Below are 20,844 nucleotides of genomic sequence, written 5' to 3' on the forward strand. Positions count from 1 at the left end.
TCACATCTATAAATAATCATACTAAATAATAGAAATTCGCTAACTCTACTATTACAATTATAACATAATTTGTAATTAAGATATAGTTTAGAATATACCTAAATGATAGAAAACCTATACATAGCTGAGGCCTATAGGTAATCTATAGGCCGGCTTTTTATTTAATTTATTTATCTCTGAAATCTTTAGCACTCTCTACCAAGCTTGTGATAAGCGGGTGTGGTCTATTTGGTCTGGATAAAAATTCCGGATGGAATTGTGCACCCATAAACCAAGGATGATCCACAAGTTCAAAGATTTCCATATACTTTTCATCAGGCGAAACTCCCGATGCAATTGCTCCGGTATTTATTAATTTATCTAAATACCTTAGATTGAACTCATACTTGTTTCTGTGTCTTTCATATATTAACTCATTATTATATATGCTTCTAGCTTTACTTCCTTCTACAGTCTTGCATGGAAGAAGTCCCAATCTTCTATCGTCTTTATCGCCATCTTCTCTAGGTGCATGAATAACATCGTCATCTCCTGAAGAGATGCTATCGCCTTTCACAGTCTCAAGCCCTGCAACATTAATCATTAAATCAAGTATTGCAGCATGCATTCCCATGCTTATTCCCAAGAATGGGACTCCGTGTTCTCTGGCATATTTAGAAGAAAGAATCATTCCCTTAAGACCTCTGTCTCCAAAACCAGCAGGGATAATGATAGCATGACTGTCTTTTAACTCTTCTTCATAATTATCAACATTTATCTTTTCAGCATCAATCCAGTTGAAGTTAATATTGACATCATTGGCAATACCGGAATGATTAAGTGCTTCGACAAAAGATATATACGCATCTTTAAGATCGATGTATTTAACTACCATAGTTATATTGATTTCATCTTCAATATTCTTAATTCTATCGACAAGTTCCTTCCACTCAGTCAAATCAACAGGTTTGGCATCCAAATTCAAATGCTCTACTACAAGATCTGATAAGCCTTGCTTCTCAAGCATTAGTGGAATCTCATATATGGAATCTGCATCACTGTTTTCAATGACTTCTTCCGGTTCAAGGTCGCAGAAAAGAGCAATCTTTTCTTTTGAAGCCTGATCTATTTCATGCTCGGTTCTTATAATTAAAAGATCCGGCTGAATACCGACACTTCTTAGTTCCTTAACGCTGTGCTGAGTCGGCTTTGTTTTAATCTCTTCAGATTTTGTTAGATAAGGTAGTAGTGTTACGTGAATATACATAACATTTTCTCTTCCGATATCCTTTTTAATCTGTCTGATAGCTTCCAAGAAAGGAAGTCCTTCAATATCTCCGACAGTTCCACCAATTTCGGTAATTACGACATCTACTTCCTGTTCGCTCGCAACTTTTTGTACCCTATCTTTTATTTCATTGGTAATATGTGGTATAACTTGAACGGTTCTTCCTTCAAAATACCCGTCCCTCTCCTTATTCAAAACAGCTCTATACACCATTCCGGTTGTAATATCGGAATGTTTATTTAAGCTTACATCAACATATCTCTCATAATGACCGATATCAAGGTCGGTTTCTGCTCCATCATCAGTAACGAAAACTTCACCATGTTGAAGTGGGCTCATGTTTCCCGGATCAACATTTAGATATGGGTCAAACTTTTGCAACAGTACTTTTAATCCACGATTTTTCAGCAATCTTCCAAGTGAAGCGGCTGTAATTCCCTTTCCTAAGGACGATACAACGCCACCGGTAACAAATATATACTTTGTATTCAAATTATACCTCCTGATAATACTTCCACCCTTTATTATACCAAAAAAAATATATCTATGTAAAGAACCACATTAAAGACTTGATAAAAAAATTTTTCAAATCATATTATACCTTTATTTTTTTCGTATTTTCTCTTTTTTATTCTGACCAATTGAATCCTTAAAATAATAATTATAAACACAGACATATAGGGAATTAACTCTAAAAGTTCGGGTTTTAAATTAAAGAGAGATTGATGATTCGATAATGTGAACATAAAAGACAGAACCACCGAAAAAAATCCTGACAATAGAGCCGAACCGCTGCTCATAACATCAATTGCAAGTCCGATAAATCCTCTTCCGGCCACCATGTCCCTCGAAAACCATGGCAGATATCCAAGCGTTAGTGATGCCCCTGCCATAGAAGCCAAGACAGAAGATATTAGCAATGAAATTAGCCTATACTTATTTATGTTTAAACCGCTGATTTTTGAAAATTCCACGCTTTTACCAACCGAAAAAATCCTAATTCCCAAGACGGTCTTTTCGTTGAAAATGTAGATTATGAAAATGGATAATATCCCTAAAATTGATGATATATTATAGTAGATTTCCTTCCCCATTATACTTACTGAATGTCTTGCGAAGGGTATAGTCTGAAGAGAAGTTGAGATCCCTCTGTCACCGAGCAAATTCAATAATATCGAAGTAAGTCCCATGGCTATGAGATTATAAGCAATCCCTGCCAAAATGGAATTAACCTTCAGTTTATTGTCTATAAAATACAAAATAAGACCTTGAACTAAACCCAGTACCATAGTTAGGATGAAAGCCAGAATTGCATTTTGAAAAAAGTGGCTGAATACTACTGCAAAAAAAGCTGAAATAGTCATAAGCCCTTCGATTCCGACATTGAAATAGCCCGACCTGGATGCGACATTTGCAGAAAGTGCTGCAAATAAAATCGGAGTTTGAATGATTAATAATGTACTTAAAAGCCCAAGATTTATCCCGGTCATAACTATCCCCTTTTAAAAAAGAAATCAAATACTTAATATAGATAATGTATCACTTGCTCCAGATTTAATCAATAGATACGATGAAAATACTCTATTTTATATCACTTTTAGTAAGATATCCACTTAGGTAGACAAAGCTAATCAAACATGTTATACTATAAATGTAAATTAATTGAATATAATCAGGAATTGAGTGAGAATCTCAAGCAGGTCCGCTACTGTGTGTCATTATGACGAGTCAGATACTGATATATTGGATTATCCTTGCGGGAACCAAGGATGATTATTTTAATACCCATGTTCCCATGGGTTTTTTTATTTAAACCCTAAATAATTATACTGACAATCTCCCAATGAAAAAGCACATGATATCCTTGGCTTTGTGTGCTTTTTCTACCTCACATAGAATAAATCCCACATGGATTTGTTAACATAAAAAAGCTGTTTCTGTTAATCCCCTTTTGAAACAGCTTTTTTGTTATTTTCTATACAGCTTCAAACTGACTATTATATAGATCGAAGTAGTATGATCCTTTAGCCAAAAGATCTTCGTGATTACCACTTTCTACAATATCCCCATCTGCCATCACTAATATCAAATCTGCATTTTTAATGGTTGACAGTCTATGGGCAATTACGAAAGAGGTTCTTCCCTTTGTCAATTTATCCATAGCTATTTGCACCATTCTTTCAGTCCTCGTATCCACAGAACTCGTCGCCTCGTCCAGGATAGTTAGCGGTGCACCATGAATCATTGCTCTTGCTATTGTTATCAGCTGTTTTTGACCTGCTGATAAAGAGTCCTTATCGCTCAGTATTGTTTCATAACCTTTGGGAAGTGTCTTAATAAAGTGATCAATGCCAACTGCTTTAGACACTTCAATAACCTCTTCATCGCTTACATTCTCTTTATTATATACGATATTTTCCCTAATGCTACCTTCAAAAATCCAAGTATCTTGAAGGACCATACTGAATTGGTCTCTGACATTTTCTCTCGGCACTTCTCTTATTGATTTTCCATCTATCAATATATCTCCATTCTCGATTTCATAGAATCTCATCAGCAGGTTTACGATAGTCGTTTTACCTGCACCTGTCGGTCCGACAATTGCGACTTTCTGCCCCGCTTTGATACTCGCCGAGAAATTGTTAATGACGGTTTTTTCAGGTGTATATCCGAATTTGACATTTACAAAATCGACATCTCCTCTTATATCCTCTAATAAACTAGGCTTATCTTCTTCATTTGACAATTCACTCTCTTCCAAGAGTTCAAAAACTCTTTCCCCGGATGCCGCCGTCCTCTGCAGATTATTGAAGGACTGAGCAAACTGGGATAGTGGTTGAGTGAATAATCTAATGTAGATAGTAAATGCTACGATGACACCGAAAGAAATGATCCCGTTCATAGCAAGCGTTGCACCGACGACACATACCGCAACATATCCAAAGTTTCCTATAAAACCCATCATCGGCATCATTAAACCGGAAAGAAATTGAGATTTCCATGCGCTGTCGTAGAGTTTAGTGTTGATTTCCTCAAAAACATTTTTTGATTTTTCCGAATAATTGTATACCTGTACGACATTGTGCCCAGAGTACATCTCCTCGATATGTCCATTGATTGCACCTAAGTCTTCTTGCTGCTTTTTAAAATAAGTTTGAGTTTTACTCATTATAAAAGCCATTAGTAAAATCCCTGCAATACCCGATACTATCGCGGTTAATGCTAAAATCCAGCTATTGTAAAACATCATCACAATCGATCCAAAAAACATAGCAAATGCCGTAACCAAATTACCAACACTCTGCCCTAAGGTCTGTCCAACAGTGTCCACATCATTGGTAACCCTACTTAACACATCGCCATGACTTGTATTGTCAAAGTATTGGAGAGGTAATTTGTTAATCTTACTCGATATATCAGATCTCATTTTTCTTGAAATCCTTTGGGTTACAGTTGACATAATAAAGTTCTGTGCAAAACCTAGGATTAATGAAACTGAATAGAATATTATGAGAATGAAACCCACTCTGCCAACCGCATCCATATCTATTCCCTGAGATACTTGCACACCATCCACTATTCGTGGTAATCCAAGTAAGATTATATCTGTCATTTCTCTAAGCTTATTCGGTCCGAGAATCTGCAGTAATGTACTCACCAGTGAAAAGATGAGAGCTATTAATATAGCAGGTACATAGTTCTTAGCGTATTTTATTAATTTTATTAAAGTGAGGCTAAAGTTCTTCGGTTTTTCGATTACAGCGCCACGTCCGGGTCCCATCATCGGTCCCTTAGGTCCTTTGTTTTCACTCATGCGGACAACTCCTCCTCACTCAATTGAGACAATGCGATTTCTCTGTACACTTCACATCTCTCAAGTAGTTCATAATGCTTTCCTATTCCTACAATTTCACCTTTATCTACCACCAGTATTTTATCTGCATCCATAATCGTGCCGATTCTCTGAGCCACTATAAATGTAGTAACCCCTGAAGTTTCTCTTTTCAAAGTACTTCGGAGAATCCTGTCAGTTCTATAGTCAAGAGCAGAAAAACTGTCGTCAAAGATATAGAACATAGGTTTTCTGGCTATGGCTCTGGCAATAGAAAGTCTTTGTTTTTGACCACCTGATAGATTGGTACCGCCTTGAGTGATTTCCGAATTATACTCATTACCCATGTTTTCTACAAAGTCCTGAGCTTGCGCTATACTTATGGCTTTTTTTACATCTTCCATGGTATTGTCTAAGGATTTGTCACCAAAATTTACATTGGATTCTACTGTCCCCATAAACATAAAACTCTTTTGAGGTACATAACCTATCATTCTTCTTAGTGCATCTAAATCATATTCCTTTATCTCGACACCATTTATAAATATCTCACCTTCGGTAGCGTCAAAAAACCTTGGAATCAGATTGATAATTGAACTCTTTCCACTGCCAGTTGACCCTATAAAAGCTATGGTTTCTCCCCTATTTGCAGTAAAACTTATATTGTGAAGTACATAATCGGAAGCATCCGGATATTTAAAAGATACATCTTTAAATACCACTTCTCCCTCGTAACCCGGTAATCCTTCCAAGACATCTCCCGATTTTATTCTAGCTTTCGTTTCCAAAACTTCGTTAATTCTCTTAGCAGATACCGATGCTCTAGGTGCAAGTATAAATACCATTACAAGCATCATAAAGGAAACAATGACCTGCATTGCATAGGATGAAAAAACTACCATATTTGAGAAAATATTTAATTTATCCATCATTTGAGCACTATTGATTAAAACAGCTCCTATCCAGTAGATAATAAGGGATAGTGCACTCATCATAGTTGTGATTACAGGCATCATTATAGCCATTGCCCTGCTGGTGTAAAGCTGAGTATCGGTCAGTTCATTATTTGCTATCTCAAATTTATTTTCTTGATATACTTCGGCATTATAAGCTCTTACAACAGGCAGGCCGCTTAAGTTTTCTCTCATGACGCGATTTATATTATCAGTTAAGCTCTGCATGATCCTAAACTTAGGATACACGAAATACATGACAGTTGCTATCACCGTTATCATCACAAGTACTACCAATCCGGTCGCTACAGTCCATTCAAAGCCTTTACCAGCAATTTTACTAATTGCCCATACGACCATAATAGGAGACTTAATCATAAGCTGAAGTCCTATAGTAATAATCATCTGGATCTGAGTTACATCATTTGTAGATCTAGTAATCAGACTGGAAGTTGAAAACAAATTGATTTCCTCCATAGAGAAAGAATCAACTTTGGAAAACAGCATACTCCTGAGCCTTGCCGAGAATGAAGCTGCAATTTTCGAGGCCAAATACCCAACTGTTACTGCAGATATAAAACTTCCCAATGCACAAATAAGCATTTTTATACCGGCAATCCAAATCTGAGACATTTCACTGCCTGGAGTTTGAGTAAGTCTTGTTATCTCAGACATATAATCCGGAAGTTTTAAATCGAGCCAAACCTGTGCAACGATAAAAACAAGCGCAAAAAAGCCCATGAAAAGCTCAGTTTTATTTAATTTTTTCAATATTTTTATCATAATAACTCCTCAAAATATAATGGAAAAACCTATTCCATATCTTCACTATTCCTTCTACTCATAATTTCCGATAATCGTCCGAGGATTCTCACATATTCACTTGCATCCTTTTCTCCAAGTTCTTTTAGATTTTCTGCAGTCTTTTTAATCATCGTATCCATATGTTTTTTTGTTTCTTTCTTCCCTTTTTCCGTCATCTCTATAAGAATCTTTCTTCGATCAGAAGGATCTATACTCCTTTTAATAAAACCCTTGTCTTCAAGTCCATTAAGTGCTGCAGCTACTCTTGCAGAACTGATATTAAGTTCCTCGGATAAATCACCGGGGCTTATTTTCTCATCCTTACTAAAAGCTAAACAGGCCATAATGCTCTTCTCTCCATGCATAGCATCAGTAATCTTCTTTTGTGGCTTTGATTTATATAGCCTTTGCATATATTCTAAGAGTTCTCTTGCCAAAATTTCGTAATCCATAATCCACCTCCTAATTACCTAACACTATTAGTATTATATATCTATTAGCTAATTTGTCAAGTCTTTTACTATGCAAATATTAACTTCCAAAGCTTTCAAAAATAAAAAAGATGGAAAATCCGAAGATTTCCCATCTTACTATTATTTGAAAGCATTTTGAGGTGCCCTATCGTCAAAAGGCGCTCTTTTGGTTCCGATTCCATGCTCATCTATATGATTGAATATACTTTTAAAATCACGCGTGTAACCACTGTGCCCCGTGCATACGAGATTTACATCCACTTCTTTTATCCTGTTTTTAAACTCAACAAGTGATTGCCTTAACTGTTTTGAATTCATATTAAAGAAATCAAAAAATGCATATCCTCCATTTTTATTTATGGCAAGAGAGTCACCGGTAATTAAAACCTTGTCGTCTACCAAGTAGCTAGCATGTCCAGGTGTATGTCCCGGAACATAGAACACTTCAATTTTAATCCCCTCTATATAGATAGTCTCACCATCTTTTAAGCAGCAGTACCTTCCGCTATATACAATTGGGTTTTTTATCCTCAGTGGTCCAAACACGAATCTCTCCTCTTTTCCAAGTAGCATATCCTCTTCGTTTTCGTGTATATATACACATGCATTCGGAAAAATTCTTGTACCTTTATCGCTGATTCCTCCGGCATGATCCATATCTGCATGGGTTATTAAGACCGTTTTTATTAATTTAGGATCAACACCTATTTTCACAAACTCCCCTTCCAAATCAGGGAAAGTTTCGTATCCTGAATCAAAGGCTATGGTAGTACCATTTTTAGTATAGAACCATATATTGACATCCCATTGTCTTATGCAGCTTACATTCTCCGATATAACCGAAGTATTTGCAGGGTTGAGCATACCCGTCCCCTCCAGCTTTCTGGGTTTTATATTATGTGCAAAAAAATTAATTATGCTCATTTTTCTATCTCCTAAATTATGTTTTAACCAATTCGTTAAAATCGATTATTCTGGTGCAGAGCTTGTTTAATAATGCCTTATCGTGACTTATGACCATCAAACCGATTTTTTTGCTATCACAAAGCTCGGTTATCGTCTTCCAGATATTTGCCTGGGTTATACCGTCAAGCATCGTAGTAATCTCATCTGCAATTATAAATTCAGTCCTTTTATCAAAAGCTCTTGCCATACAGAAACGCTGAAGTTCTCCTCCTGAAAGCTCAATCGGCCATCTGTTCAACCAATCATGGGATATCCCAAATTTTTCCATAATATACTCTTTTTCAATATCCGATTCTTCCAAAACTTTATGGATTTTCCATCTGGGATTGATGGATTTTTCAGGATGCTGATGAATCATTTGTACGGGATTGAATTTTAATTTATCATTTTGTAATTTTTCATTTACATAGATTCTTCCTGTTCGCATGGGCAGGTATCCTGCGAGCACTTTACCAAGTGTCGTCTTACCGGAACCACTATATCCTCTAAGCCCAATTATCTCGTCTTTTTTTATTTCAATATCCAAATTTTCAAACAGGATACTATTTTTATTATAACCAAAACTCAAATTTTCTCCAATTAGACTCATCTCGCCACCTCCATAAAATCATTGATGGGTTGAGCTGCCCATAGATGCTCAGTATAATCATCTATTTCATTATTGTTTAGAATATCCTCGGGTTTTTGTACCGAAACTACCCTGCCGTCTTTAAACACTGCTATCTTGTCTGCAACCTCCATTGCGCTCGGCATATCATGAGTAATAAAGATAACACTAATGCCCCTCGATTTAAATAATCTAAACTGGTTAAGTATCTCTTCCAGTGCTGCAGGATGTATCCCCGGAGTCGGTTCATCCGCGATAATCAGTTCAGTTTCTTCACCATAGCAAGTCGCAAAAAGTACTCTCCTAAGCATCCCACCGGATAACTCATATGGATACAAGTCGCATACATGTTCTTTTAGAGAGAATAGCTCAAGCAATTCAACGACTTCACTTTTGGACATCTTTTTACATATATTTATCTGATTGGCAATAGTCCTCGTAGGATCCAGATACTGTACAGATTGAGGAATAAATCTAATCTGTTTACCTCTAAGATTTCTCAAATCAAGAGAATCTATTCTCTTACCCTTGTATTTCATCTCATAGTTAACTATGGCATTTCCCGGAAGAACATCAAGTACCGCATGTGCAAGTAAGCTTTTTCCTGAACCGCTGGCTCCTACAATCGCTACAATTTCGCCCTCGTTTACTTCCAGGTTCAAATCAGATACCGGCTCAATAATTCTCTGTTTAGTACCCTCATAATACTGGATAAATCCTATGGATAGATTTGAAATTTCCAGTAATGGAGCTGGTACAACTATTTTTTCAGTATTCATCATAACCTCCTCTATTCATGTGACTTTACAGGGTTTAAGAGCAGTTCGAGTTTCTCTCCTATGACCCCAAAGCACTTGACCAACATTATTAAGAGAATTGCGGGCAGTAGTATCAGCCACCATGATCCTGTGGAAATATATCCCATACCTTCCGACAATATGATTCCCATGGCAGGAGTTTGAGGAGATAGACCAAAGCCCAAAAAGGTCAGTGCTGATTCGTGAAGTATGACATGAGGAAATAGAAGGATAAATCCGACTATTGCCTGAGGTAGAAGATGAGGAAGTATATGTTCTTTGAAGATTTCAAATCTACCCGCTCCCATCTGTCTGCTAATCTGAATATAGTTTTCTGATTTTACCTGCATAATCTTCGATCGAATCAACCTCGCAAGCGATGGCCAGTGAGTCAGTCCCACTCCGAGTATGATTCCTTTTTTACCTCCACCTACCATAAATGATAGTAAAACCATGAATACCAAATGCGGCATTCCAATGAATAAATCTATAATCCACGACACAATACCATCCAGGAATTTCCCTCCAAGTGCCGAGATTGAGCCAAGAGTCAGTGCAATGGCAACACTCACCACCGAGGTCAATAATCCGATTGACATCGAAAGCTTAAGACCATAAATCGATCTTGCAAACATGTCTCTCCCTAGCCAATCAGTACCGAATAGATGTGTCATTGAAGGTAGGACATTTTTAGATTTGACATCAGTACTTAGCAGTTTTTCAGGAATCAAAAAACTAAGCAGTATTATAAGAGATATAAAAACTATCGAAACCCCTATATTTAAAAGCATCTTTTGTCTATTATTCCATTTTTTAGCTATACTATTCATATGCAGCCTCCTTAATACGAGGATCGACAATTTTCGCGAAGATATCTGCAATAAAATTACCAAAGAAAACAAATAGTGAGCTAAAAACTATGGTTCCCAGAAGTAGAGGCAAATCCCCTTTCAAACCTGCTGTTGTCATTACCGAACCCAGTCCATGATATGCAAAGACTATCTCAGCAAGAGCAGATCCTCCAAATAGTTCACTGAAATATGAGAACTGAAGCATCAGTACCGGAATAATCGTGTTTCTAATACAGTGATGACTAAATAGTTCCCATGTACTCTCACCTCTTGCTTTGGCGAAGAGTATATATTCGCTATCAAGTACTTTGAGCATCTCTTCCCTGGTATGCATTGCCACATTTGCAATCCCCAGAAAACTAAGGGTTACACAAGGGAGGACAAAATGATGCAGTCTCTGAGCAAAAGTAACATCCTGTGAAAGTATGCCTATTGGTGAAGATAATCCAATTGGAAATATCTTAAGAATTACACCGAAAACAACTAAAAAAATCAAACCTATTACATTTGATGGTATGGATGCCAGTGTATAACAGTACCATTTGATTATTTTATCAGCCATCTTACCGGCTCTAAATGCTGCAACAGTTCCTAGTACATAGCCGACGATTCCGGACAATACCCATGAAGTCATCATCAGTATCAGGGAATTTTTAAAAGCTTCACTCACAACATCAAGTACCGGTGCTTTATATAGTCTGCTCATTCCAAAATCACCTTTTATAAGTGAAAGTATCCAGTGGAAAAACTGTTCGCTCATAGGCTTATTTAATCCCCACTGCTCCTCCACTTGCGCGACTTGTTCAGGAGTTGCATGAGTTTCTGCACCCAAGTACGCCTGTACAGGATCAATTGGAGAATAATGAGCCAGAGTAAAAGTTAAAAGGGCTAGCCCCAAAATTAAAAGAATCATTCTAAAGAGAATAATCGATACTTTTAACAATGCATTATCCTTTATCAAAATTAACCTCCTTTGGTCCATAATATACATGAATTGACCAAAGAGAACGCTCCTTGGTCAATTCATATGTTTAAAACCATCTATTTAAAATTTAAATTCACATTTAATACTGATACTAATCGAAATAAAAATTATTTCCATCCCCAAGTGTCCATATCATTAAACAAACCCCACTCATGTCCATGGGCATGAACTTGTTGTCTGCCAAGATCTAAACCTTCACGTACAAAATACACATGATCGATTCTGGTTAGCCAGATCATCGGAGCACTCATATTGCCTGCAACGCCTGAGTTTGTATCCTTGTCCCATTGAACCTTTTTCCAGTATTCATAGGATTCCAAAATATTTGCACTCTTCATTGCTTTCTCAAGATTTGCATCGACATTAGGATCGCTGAACTGAGGCATATTATTATATCCAACATCAATTAAATCACTTGAATAGTTATTATGAAGGGGACCCGGATGATGTCTTCCGCCGCCCCATAGGACAGCATTTGCTTTACCTATTTTAAAAATTTCATCCCAGCTGCTTCCAACTGCTTCTATATCAACTCCAAAAGCTTTTGCTTGGTCTGCAACCCCTATGGATAAATCGGATCTCAATTGATCTTGAGCATTGTAATACAGTTTAAACGATGCTTTTTTACCGTCTTTTTCAACGATTCCGTCACCATCTGTATCACTCCATCCATCCTCTTCTAGAATCTTTTTAGCAGCTTCAATATCACCATCTTTAATAGCAATATCTTCATTAAACCACGGAAGTCCATCACATACTGAAAATGCAGGCTTTCCGTAACCGCTAAGCGCAAGTTCACATAGATCATTCCTACTTAAACCGACATTTAGTGCTCTTCTTATTGCCACTTCAGAAGTTACATCATTTCCTACTTCAACCTCTACTCCATGGATTAAACCCTTGTTACCTGATGGAAGAGTTGGTAAAGTAATACCTCTTGAGTCAATGGACTCGCAAGCCTGAACCACCATTCCATCAATTTTCTGGTCGGCATATCTCGGAGGAGTTACACATATATCTAGTTCTCCAGTCTTAGCAGCAGCAACTGCAGCATCTTCTTTAAGAAGTAAGAAGGTCAACTTTTTAAAGTTAAGTGGCTTGTGATAATGAGGATTAGCCTCCATTATAACCTGCTCTCCCTCTCGATATTCCACAACCTTGTAAGCGCCTGAACCTATCGGGTTCTTAGTATAGTTCTCATCATAATGATTTGCAGGAACTATAGGTATCTCAGTAACTTGACTTACAAAAACACTCCTAGGTTCAGTCAGCTTGATAACCACCTTATTTTCATCGGTCTTTTCAATGCTCTCCATGAAAGACAAATCAAACGCAATCCCATCTTCCTTAAGCATTTCATAAGTAAATACTACATCTTCAGCCTTTACAGGATTTCCGTCTGAAAACTTCACATTAGGATTTAGAGTAAAACTCCACTCAAGTCCGTCTTCAGTTATACTGTAATCCTCAGCCAAATCGCCAATTAAATTTAGATCCACATCATACTTTAATAGCGAACTATGTGTCAGCCTGTGCTGTTGGTGAGATCCATACCTCTGCTTCGGATCAAACTTTCCCGAATCAAAAGAAGTCCCAACAGAAATAACAAGCTCATCCTTTTTCTCCTCGGTCTTCTCTTTAACCTCTTCCTTAGGCTCCTCTTCCTTCGCCTTCTCTTTCTCATCACCTTCAGTCTTACCGACTTCCTCAGTAGGCTTCGCCTTATCATCAGCAGCCTGCTCACTCTTACCACATCCATACAAAAATACAGACATAGCAATTATCGTCAACAATAAAACTACTCTATTAACTAACTTCATGTTACCCTCCTGTTATTGTTTTAGTTAGAAAAAGCTAACATATTCATGTTAGCATAGACTAACGAGAATGTAAATAGGGGGATGGGGAAATAACTGCAAAAAGAGGGTATTTAATAGTAATTATTAATTAAATACCCTTTTTTTTGCAGAATGATTGATAACCATAAGAAATTACACTACTCTCAAACAACGTGAAGTAACAGACGCCATGGGCGACGTTTGATAACCATAAGGTATTACACTACTCTCAAACGCTTTATTTGTTGTCGAGAGCGCAGCACAAGTTTGATAACCATAAGGTATTACACTACTCTCAAACCGGTATCAGCATCTCCAAACACAAACATACGTTTGATAACCATAAGGTATTACACTACTCTCAAACTAATAAGCATAGCTTCAGATGGTAGAGTCAGTTTGATAACCATAAGGTATTACACTACTCTCAAACTTCAAAGATTTTAAGACAGATATTTAATAAGTTTGATAACCATAAGGTATTACACTACTCTCAAACGCAAGCTTGGTTTGTTCTTCGTTTGTGTAGGTTTGATAACCATAAGGTATTACACTACTCTCAAACATACAGAAATCAGTAATGCTGTAATTAAGAGTTTGATAACCATAAGGTATTACACTACTCTCAAACTTTGTCATAGTCGTATTCGCCTAACCTGAAGTTTGATAACCATAAGGTATTACACTACTCTCAAACGCGCCTTGCGCTGTTTTTGCTGCGTATGAGTGTTTGATAACCATAAGGTATTACACTACTCTCAAACCCTACCTTATAATGTACATGTTTTATTTCGTTTGATAACCATAAGGTATTACACTACTCTCAAACGTTCCGGTTTAGGTTCTGGCTTTGGCTCTGGTTTGATAACCATAAGGTATTACACTACTCTCAAACCTGTTAAGGTGTTTATTGAATTTGCTTTCAGTTTGATAACCATAAGGTATTACACTACTCTCAAACATACCTGCGTGACTGCACTATTAGCAAGGTGTTTGATAACCATAAGGTATTACACTACTCTCAAACTATCGATTCGTTGATCGAAACATTTGAAATGTTTGATAACCATAAGGTATTACACTACTCTCAAACAGCAGCTTCTTTGACTGGGTTGACCAAGGAGTTTGATAACCATAAGGTATTACACTACTCTCAAACTGCTATGGGGTATTGAAAAAGCTATTATCGGTTTGATAACCATAAGGTATTACACTACTCTCAAACCTAAACCGTTAGCCTTTAAGTGTTCTATAAGTTTGATAACCATAAGGTATTACACTACTCTCAAACCCATGCCAATACCAAGTAGAGTATCTTCTAGTTTGATAACCATAAGGTATTACACTACTCTCAAACACTCACTAGACCTACTACGTAGGTCCGTTGTTTGATAACCATAAGGTATTACACTACTCTCAAACCTCAAACCTCAAACCTCAAACCTCAAATAATAAGTCCAAAGATAATAAACTTGATTAATTTGAGGTTTGTTCCAGAGTGCATTTCTGCTTGTCCACTACAACAAAGGTAATTCTTAGGTTTTTTATCTTTAATATATTTCACATAAATCCTCATCTATAGTATATCTCTTTTCTATCAATTTTGAAACCGCTCCACCATATCTTTCAATAAATATCGCATTTATATTTCTAACAGACAGTTCTTTTGTAAAATCACACCATTCAATATCAGAAAATAAAGATCTGGTATTTAAGTATACTATGGCAGATGGCATTAAATAGTCTTGAACAATAAGGGCATGTTCTAATAGTCTTTCTATAATATCTTTTCCTGTATCCTCACAAAACTTAACCCCTGTTAGTTTGAAAATATCTTCAATTTCTATAGAACAGTCAACTTCAAGTCCTATGCTATTATTAAAGATTATTTCATTAACAAAGGAGAGAATTGAACGCTCTAATTCTTGAAACCTATCGAACTCAGAAGAAATCACATCTCCTTTTAATTCAGCATAAAGTTTGTTTATAATTTTTTTATCATTTATCGATATTAAAAAAGGGCTTCGTACAAGATATAGTTCACTTGAAATTTTAACTTCTTTTAATTCATTTATGAGGGTAAACCCTCCCTCTAATCCTGACAACTGATTGTCTATATCCATTAGAATTCTTCTGTATAATTTGGGGTTCTCAATAATTATTGTGTTTAATCCCTCTATTTCTATGTTAAAATTCCACTCACGATGTGTTAATATCATAGAATCACCATCCTGTCGTCAGTATCTAGAGTTTCATTTTCAACTTCTCCCACCAAAGTTTGAATATTAGCAAATTGTTTCTCTGTCACAGATAAAACTTGAACAAGCCCTTTGGGTGGTTTCACTTTTTTTACCTTTTCAATTATCGATCTTTCAACACTCGCGTTCAATGCCAGCCGTACATAAACTGACTCCTGCATCATAAAAAATCCAAGTCTTATAATTTCTTTTCTGAATTTTCTGTACTCTTTCAAATCCGAGGATGTTGTCGTTGGTAAATCAAAAAATACTATTATTCTCATATATCTATAACTCATACTGAATCCATTTTATTTTTGTCAAATCTTTATATAAAAGAGCATCCATAATTGATTTCGTATATATGCTAATGGCATTAGTAAGCACTTGTCTTTTATTATTAACAAAAACGTCTTTATGTAATACCGATTGCACAATACGCTTTTCCTCCTTTCCAAAAGCACCAAATTTATTATCATATACAATGACATCGACAATTGGTCTCACTGGCTCCATTAAATCTGATGATAAGTTAAAAGGATTATGCTGACTTTTATGGTGAATACCTAGTTCGGTTAAATAACCACAGATTTTTATTTCTCTATTAAAACATGATAGGATGATCTGATAACCATAGTCTAATGCTGCATTTGTTACAGTTTCATCTCCCCGAATAAATTCATTAGAGAATAATCCGGCAAAATACACTTTCGCTGAAAGACCTTCTCTATTTGTCTTATCATCAAGGGCAATATCACTTAGGTATGAACTTAGTAGGTCTATATAGTATTTGTCACATTTTTTAGCTATCAAAACTTGCCTCTGGTTAAAGATTTTTTGAAATATTATATTGCTCCATAGCGCTTTCATGAATCCATCATCCCAATTAAATTGGGTAATTATCTTCTTACTGCAATCATGGCAACCATGATAAGGTAACAATTCAGATATTGGATTGTGTTTTTCATCACATATAACCACTCTTATTTTCTGTTTTGAAAGTTCTGAAAGTAGAGCAGTTGTCACAGATACCTGAGTAGTTTCAATCATAAGTAGTCCTACTTCACTTAAGTGAATCCTGGTGGTATGATCCTTAGACCTTACCACCAAATGATTCATCCTTAAGTCAAGTTTCGATCTTTTAGTTATATGAACTGTTCTCCAAGTCATATTCTATTCAACACTTTCTTGTTAGAATAAAGACCCGTAACTGAATCATTAATTATAATTAATTCAGATTTTGTAATATTAGAATTAATTTTAGTCCTTCCTGCACTTTTGCCTTCACCTAATAGCCTTAAATCTACTCCAGACTTGCACCCATTTCTAAAATAATTATGAATTTCAAACAGTACTATACATTTTTCACTTTCATTAAGCTTTTTAAAAGTACTTCTTCTTATTTTTAACTTTTCAAATAAATTAGTTGGTCTTTCACTAAAGGGTCCTTCTGATAATAGATATAAGTATTCATCGTATAATGAAAGTAATTCTTCGGCTGTAAATACCTCTTTTTGTAGGTTATTATCTGAATCAATTACCAATCTTTCTTTGATAACTCTTCTAAATATTTCTGCGTTATTCTCACTTAGCTCTATTTCTTTAGCCAGGGAAACTAAAATTGATTTATCCGATCGTCCATTTAAATATAACGGAAAACCGTTATACAATACTTTGCTATTCATTTTTATTTTCTTTTCAATGATTCTAGGATTAATCAGGTTAAGTATACTAGTGCAATACATTTCAAGGTCACTATTATTCTTAATAACTCTTGAGTACTGAATATGAACTTGTTCTAGAGTGATTTTTTTCTTATTTTTTACTAGATGTTCAACCAAAAAGAAAAATGCACCATATATATTGGTATATCCACCATACTTACTAAAGTCATGTAATCTTTCATCACTTACTTTAATTGGTGAGAGTAGAGTATTTACATTTGTTTTTCTGCGTAATGTCGCATCAAAAAGTTCCCCCTTATGTTCCACGGGCATTCGGGTAACATTAACCGTGGGTCTTTGCAATGTCTTTTTAATGAAAGGAAGATGGTAGTCTACATCCCAAGCGACATATCCATTTCTTTCAACTTTATTGTTAAAGAATCTTTCAAGATTATAAAATCTTTCTTTTCCTTTATCTCTGTTAGTTTTGATATAGTTGTATGGATTTGCAGTAAATTTTGTATGATATGCATTTCCAGCTACTATGTTTAAAAAAGCATCATGAGCATGATGAAAATTGTTTAGTTCTCTACATTTTAATAAGTCAAATTTGTGCCTAAAATCACTTACTACTCTAGATTTGGTATAAATAATTTCTGTATCAGGATATATTCTTTTTAGTAACTCAGCAACTGCTTTAGTAGATTGACCTGTTTCTACTAGTTGTCTATTAATAAATCCTGCAAGCTCCTCATTAGTTAGAGGTTCTTTTCTAATAAGTCTGTAGAACTTATTTGCAGTAATAAATCCTTGCTCTTTTAAGCTGAACCAGAATCCTGTCATGTCTTTCCTTATATTATTTGGAATCGGATATTTGTCCTGTTTTATCTTCTGATTTATTTCTTTTTTTACAAGTACCAAATTGTTTAAGCTATCGTCTTTCGTTAGTGATCTAGGATAAATATGATCTATATCATATAGCATAAGTGCATTATCTTTTTCATTAATAATCATTTCTAGATCTATCTTTTCACCAGAGTACATGCATCTACCTTTTTGTGTGTAATATAGATATAGAGCTTTTGCTCTTAAGTTTCTATCATCATAATTTTCCAGCTCTTCAATAAATTGACTTACATCCTCTTTACAGTTCTTATAAAGACTAATCAGGTCATTACGTCTGGAATCTTTTCTTTCCTTAACAAGATCAGGACTTCTGGTCATCTCAACAAAGATACGCTTAGGTGGTGATTTTCTTATTTTACTAATCTCTTTGCAAATAGTTATGGCTTGCCATACAGTTCTTTTTACACTTGGTGATAAATAAACATCTTCCATTAAATTTTCGTAACTTATCTTACCAATTTCTTCTTCCACATCGTTCATTTTTTCAAGTTCTTCTTTAAAAGAATATTTCGAACTTAGTAACTGCATTAGATTATCATTAGTTTTTTCTAATGCATCGATAATACTTTCAAAAATCTCTCCAGTTTCAAAACTAGTTCCCTTAACTTCACATAAAAATTCTTTAGAAAGCCTTCCCCAGCCAGTAAAGTTCTTTCCATTAATTTTTCTAAGTTGTTCTTTCGAAAGTTCACCTTTGTATTTATCATTGATTTTTTTTCTTACTATTTTGCCTCCGGATTCAAATATACATTTCCATAATATTATTTCTTCTACCATTCCTTTACCTGGTTCAAAGTCTAGTTTGTCTCCAATAATTTCTTTAAAGATATGATATGAGTTGAGTGATGATTTAAAATCTCCATCAATTCCTGATATAATGACATCATCAGCATTGTCTAAGCCGTTTATCTTAAGATAGCTGCGCAGTTTCTTTTGAGTAACTTTCTTATTTGTTTTAAACAGTTCGTTGTATATCTTTATTTTTAGCTCTACTGTTATCGGCTTCCCATCTATTTTTAAGTTATTTAACTCGTTTAGAACTTCAAATTTTTCATACAATAAAGAATCCTTTGGAATTACATCAGCACCAAGTACATACGTGCATTTGTTTGTCATCCTCCTTATAAATCTTTCTGCTGATGCTTCTTCGTCTACGACTTCTTCAAAGTTCCAAGGTAGTATCTCTTCATCTCTTTTCTTTACAATCCATGCATTCCCTGTTCCCCCGTTATATTTTGAATGAAAAGCATTTAAAGGTCCCACATAATATGGAATTCTAAATGTCATAGTTTTTTGAATCTTTTCTATTACTGATAAACCTGTCTCATCTTTCTTTTCAAGAAACGGATGATGTTTTGAAGCATTTTTTAGTATAATATCCAGTTCAGTTTTATGAACTTGATATGGTATAACGCTATTGTCCGCAGTTCTTAATTTTGGTAACGCTGCTTTTTCATCAAGTCTATTTATTATTCTTTCAAAAATAACTGTATCTTCTGAATTAACTTTTAAGCTCTTTATAATTTTATTAAAATATGAATTAACTTCTTCCTGATTACATAAAGTATCAGCTTTCTTCCTCCCTTTATAAAGTGTGCTGACAACATATGATGCATAATTGTTTTTTATATTTGGACTATTAAAGCAGTTATTGTATTCATCTTTCTTATATTTTTTTATAAGGTATTTTAAGTCCACTAAATCTAAACCATGTTGTGTATAGCTATCTATCTTAGCATCCGAAATATATGAGTGAGACTCAAGAATACCGGACAATATCATCCAGTCATAAACAGCTTTAAGGTAATCTAGTAGGATAATGTTTTCATTTAATACTTGTTCATACATATCATGCTCGTCGTCAAAGGCAGCCGTTCTGAAGTCTATGTCTTTTTTCTCTGCTTCATCTAGTTCAGGGTCATTGAATAGTTGAGAAAGTTTTCTTTTGCTACCTATCATCACACTTAAAATATCCTTAAACTGTTTGTCTTTAGTTTCACATACATCAGCTAATAAATTTGATTTATCTCTCAAGTTTAAATCTTTATTAATTATGATTTTTTCTATTTCTACAAATTTAACTCTCGGGATTTCAAAACCAAACTGATCAAAAAGATAGTCTGACAACTTAGAAAATATTCCATCAAAAGCTTCATCAACCGAAAAATCTTGACCCTCAAAAAGAAAATGACCTCTATTTTTAATAATATGATGCAATGCTAGATATATTAGTCTTATATCTTTTTTGTCCTGGGATTCCATTAAATCTTTTCTTAAATGATATATGGTTGGATAAATATCGTAGTATTCTTTGTCAGAAAACGTACTATCATTAAATAAGGTATACTCCTCTTCAATAATCTTATCTTCTAAATGGAACTTACTCTCCTTTAGTCTCACAAAAAAAGTTGGATCAACTTTATATATCTCTTCAGCAAAAAGCTCTTGGAGTATACTGATTCTTTTCCTCTTCCTTTGATACCTGCGCCTGGAACTTCTATGAACTCTTCTAACCTCTGCAGTTTTAGCTTCTTCAAATAATCTAGTTCCCCACATATCTTTCTTATTAAATCTTTGTAGCTTATATCTATCGTCAGTTACTGCCCATCCTACTGAACTCGTGCCTAAATCTAAGCCTAAGAAATAATCTTTTTTACTCACTTG

The 20,844-nt window shown here is 35.1% G+C and carries 15 protein-coding genes, 1 CRISPR repeat array and 1 riboswitch; all 15 genes read right to left on the bottom strand.

The genetic code is table 11. From position 1 onward, the window contains the following. Positions 1–166: 166 nt before the first annotated feature. The 15 genes from VZL98_08970 to cas9 all read right to left on the bottom strand — a co-directional run bounded on the left by VZL98_08970 (position 167) and on the right by cas9 (position 20,841). A complete protein-coding gene (locus VZL98_08970; protein ID WVH62825.1) occupies positions 167–1,759 on the bottom strand; it encodes a CTP synthase in 1,593 nt (530 codons plus the stop codon). A gap of 98 nt (positions 1,760–1,857) precedes the next feature. Further along, positions 1,858–2,757: an ABC transporter permease gene (locus tag VZL98_08975; GenBank protein ID WVH62826.1), complete on the bottom strand. Its 900-nt coding sequence runs from the start codon at positions 2,755–2,757 to the stop codon at positions 1,858–1,860. A 144-nt stretch (positions 2,758–2,901) separates the two neighbouring features. Beyond that, positions 2,902–3,026: riboswitch (cobalamin riboswitch) on the top strand. 216 nt (positions 3,027–3,242) lie between these two features. Further along, entirely contained in the window at positions 3,243–5,081 is a 1,839-nt protein-coding gene (locus VZL98_08980) for an ABC transporter ATP-binding protein (GenBank protein WVH62827.1), read from the bottom strand. Further along, positions 5,078–6,835: an ABC transporter ATP-binding protein gene (locus VZL98_08985; GenBank protein ID WVH62828.1), complete on the bottom strand. Its 1,758-nt coding sequence runs from the start codon at positions 6,833–6,835 to the stop codon at positions 5,078–5,080. The genes VZL98_08980 and VZL98_08985 overlap by 4 nt, the downstream gene beginning before the upstream one ends. A gap of 29 nt (positions 6,836–6,864) precedes the next feature. Further along, on the bottom strand, positions 6,865–7,308 hold the full coding sequence (locus VZL98_08990) for a MarR family transcriptional regulator (protein ID WVH62829.1): 444 nt from the start codon (positions 7,306–7,308) through the stop codon (positions 6,865–6,867). Between the two features lie 141 nt (positions 7,309–7,449). Beyond that, positions 7,450–8,253: an MBL fold metallo-hydrolase gene (locus VZL98_08995; GenBank protein WVH62830.1), complete on the bottom strand. Its 804-nt coding sequence runs from the start codon at positions 8,251–8,253 to the stop codon at positions 7,450–7,452. A 16-nt stretch (positions 8,254–8,269) separates the two neighbouring features. Next, positions 8,270–8,884 (bottom strand): ATP-binding cassette domain-containing protein, encoded by a 615-nt coding sequence (locus tag VZL98_09000; protein ID WVH62831.1) that lies wholly within the window; start codon positions 8,882–8,884, stop codon positions 8,270–8,272. Then, positions 8,881–9,681, bottom strand: a complete 801-nt coding sequence (locus VZL98_09005) for an ATP-binding cassette domain-containing protein (GenBank protein WVH62832.1) — start codon at positions 9,679–9,681, stop codon at positions 8,881–8,883. Before VZL98_09005 ends, VZL98_09000 begins: the two co-directional genes overlap by 4 nt. Before the next feature lie 11 nt (positions 9,682–9,692). Next, positions 9,693–10,529, bottom strand: coding sequence for an ABC transporter permease (locus tag VZL98_09010; GenBank protein ID WVH62833.1), 837 nt, complete (start codon positions 10,527–10,529; stop codon positions 9,693–9,695). After that, positions 10,522–11,511, bottom strand: a complete 990-nt coding sequence (locus VZL98_09015; GenBank protein WVH62834.1) for an ABC transporter permease — start codon at positions 11,509–11,511, stop codon at positions 10,522–10,524. The genes VZL98_09010 and VZL98_09015 overlap by 8 nt, the downstream gene beginning before the upstream one ends. A 131-nt stretch (positions 11,512–11,642) precedes the next feature. Next, positions 11,643–13,355 (bottom strand): ABC transporter substrate-binding protein, encoded by a 1,713-nt coding sequence (locus VZL98_09020; protein WVH62835.1) that lies wholly within the window; start codon positions 13,353–13,355, stop codon positions 11,643–11,645. A 152-nt stretch (positions 13,356–13,507) separates the two neighbouring features. Next, positions 13,508–14,796: direct repeats of the CRISPR family, unit length 36 nt; unit sequence GTTTGATAACCATAAGGTATTACACTACTCTCAAAC. 127 nt (positions 14,797–14,923) lie between these two features. Further along, entirely contained in the window at positions 14,924–15,592 is a 669-nt protein-coding gene (gene csn2, locus VZL98_09025; protein ID WVH62836.1) for a type II-A CRISPR-associated protein Csn2, read from the bottom strand. Next, positions 15,589–15,909, bottom strand: coding sequence for a CRISPR-associated endonuclease Cas2 (cas2, locus tag VZL98_09030; GenBank protein WVH62837.1), 321 nt, complete (start codon positions 15,907–15,909; stop codon positions 15,589–15,591). The genes csn2 and cas2 overlap by 4 nt, the downstream gene beginning before the upstream one ends. Continuing rightward, complete coding sequence (cas1, locus tag VZL98_09035) at positions 15,899–16,780, bottom strand: type II CRISPR-associated endonuclease Cas1 (protein WVH62838.1); 882 nt, start codon at positions 16,778–16,780, stop codon at positions 15,899–15,901. The genes cas2 and cas1 overlap by 11 nt, the downstream gene beginning before the upstream one ends. Next, positions 16,777–20,841 carry a type II CRISPR RNA-guided endonuclease Cas9 gene (gene cas9, locus VZL98_09040; GenBank protein ID WVH62839.1) on the bottom strand — a complete coding sequence of 1,355 codons (4,065 nt, stop codon included), beginning with the start codon at positions 20,839–20,841 and terminating at the stop codon, positions 16,777–16,779. Before cas9 ends, cas1 begins: the two co-directional genes overlap by 4 nt. Positions 20,842–20,844: the final 3 nt, after the last annotated feature.

This window comes from Peptoniphilaceae bacterium AMB_02 (assembly GCA_036321625.1).
Classification (GTDB): Bacteria; Bacillota; Clostridia; order Tissierellales; family Peptoniphilaceae; genus Microaceticoccus; species Microaceticoccus formicicus.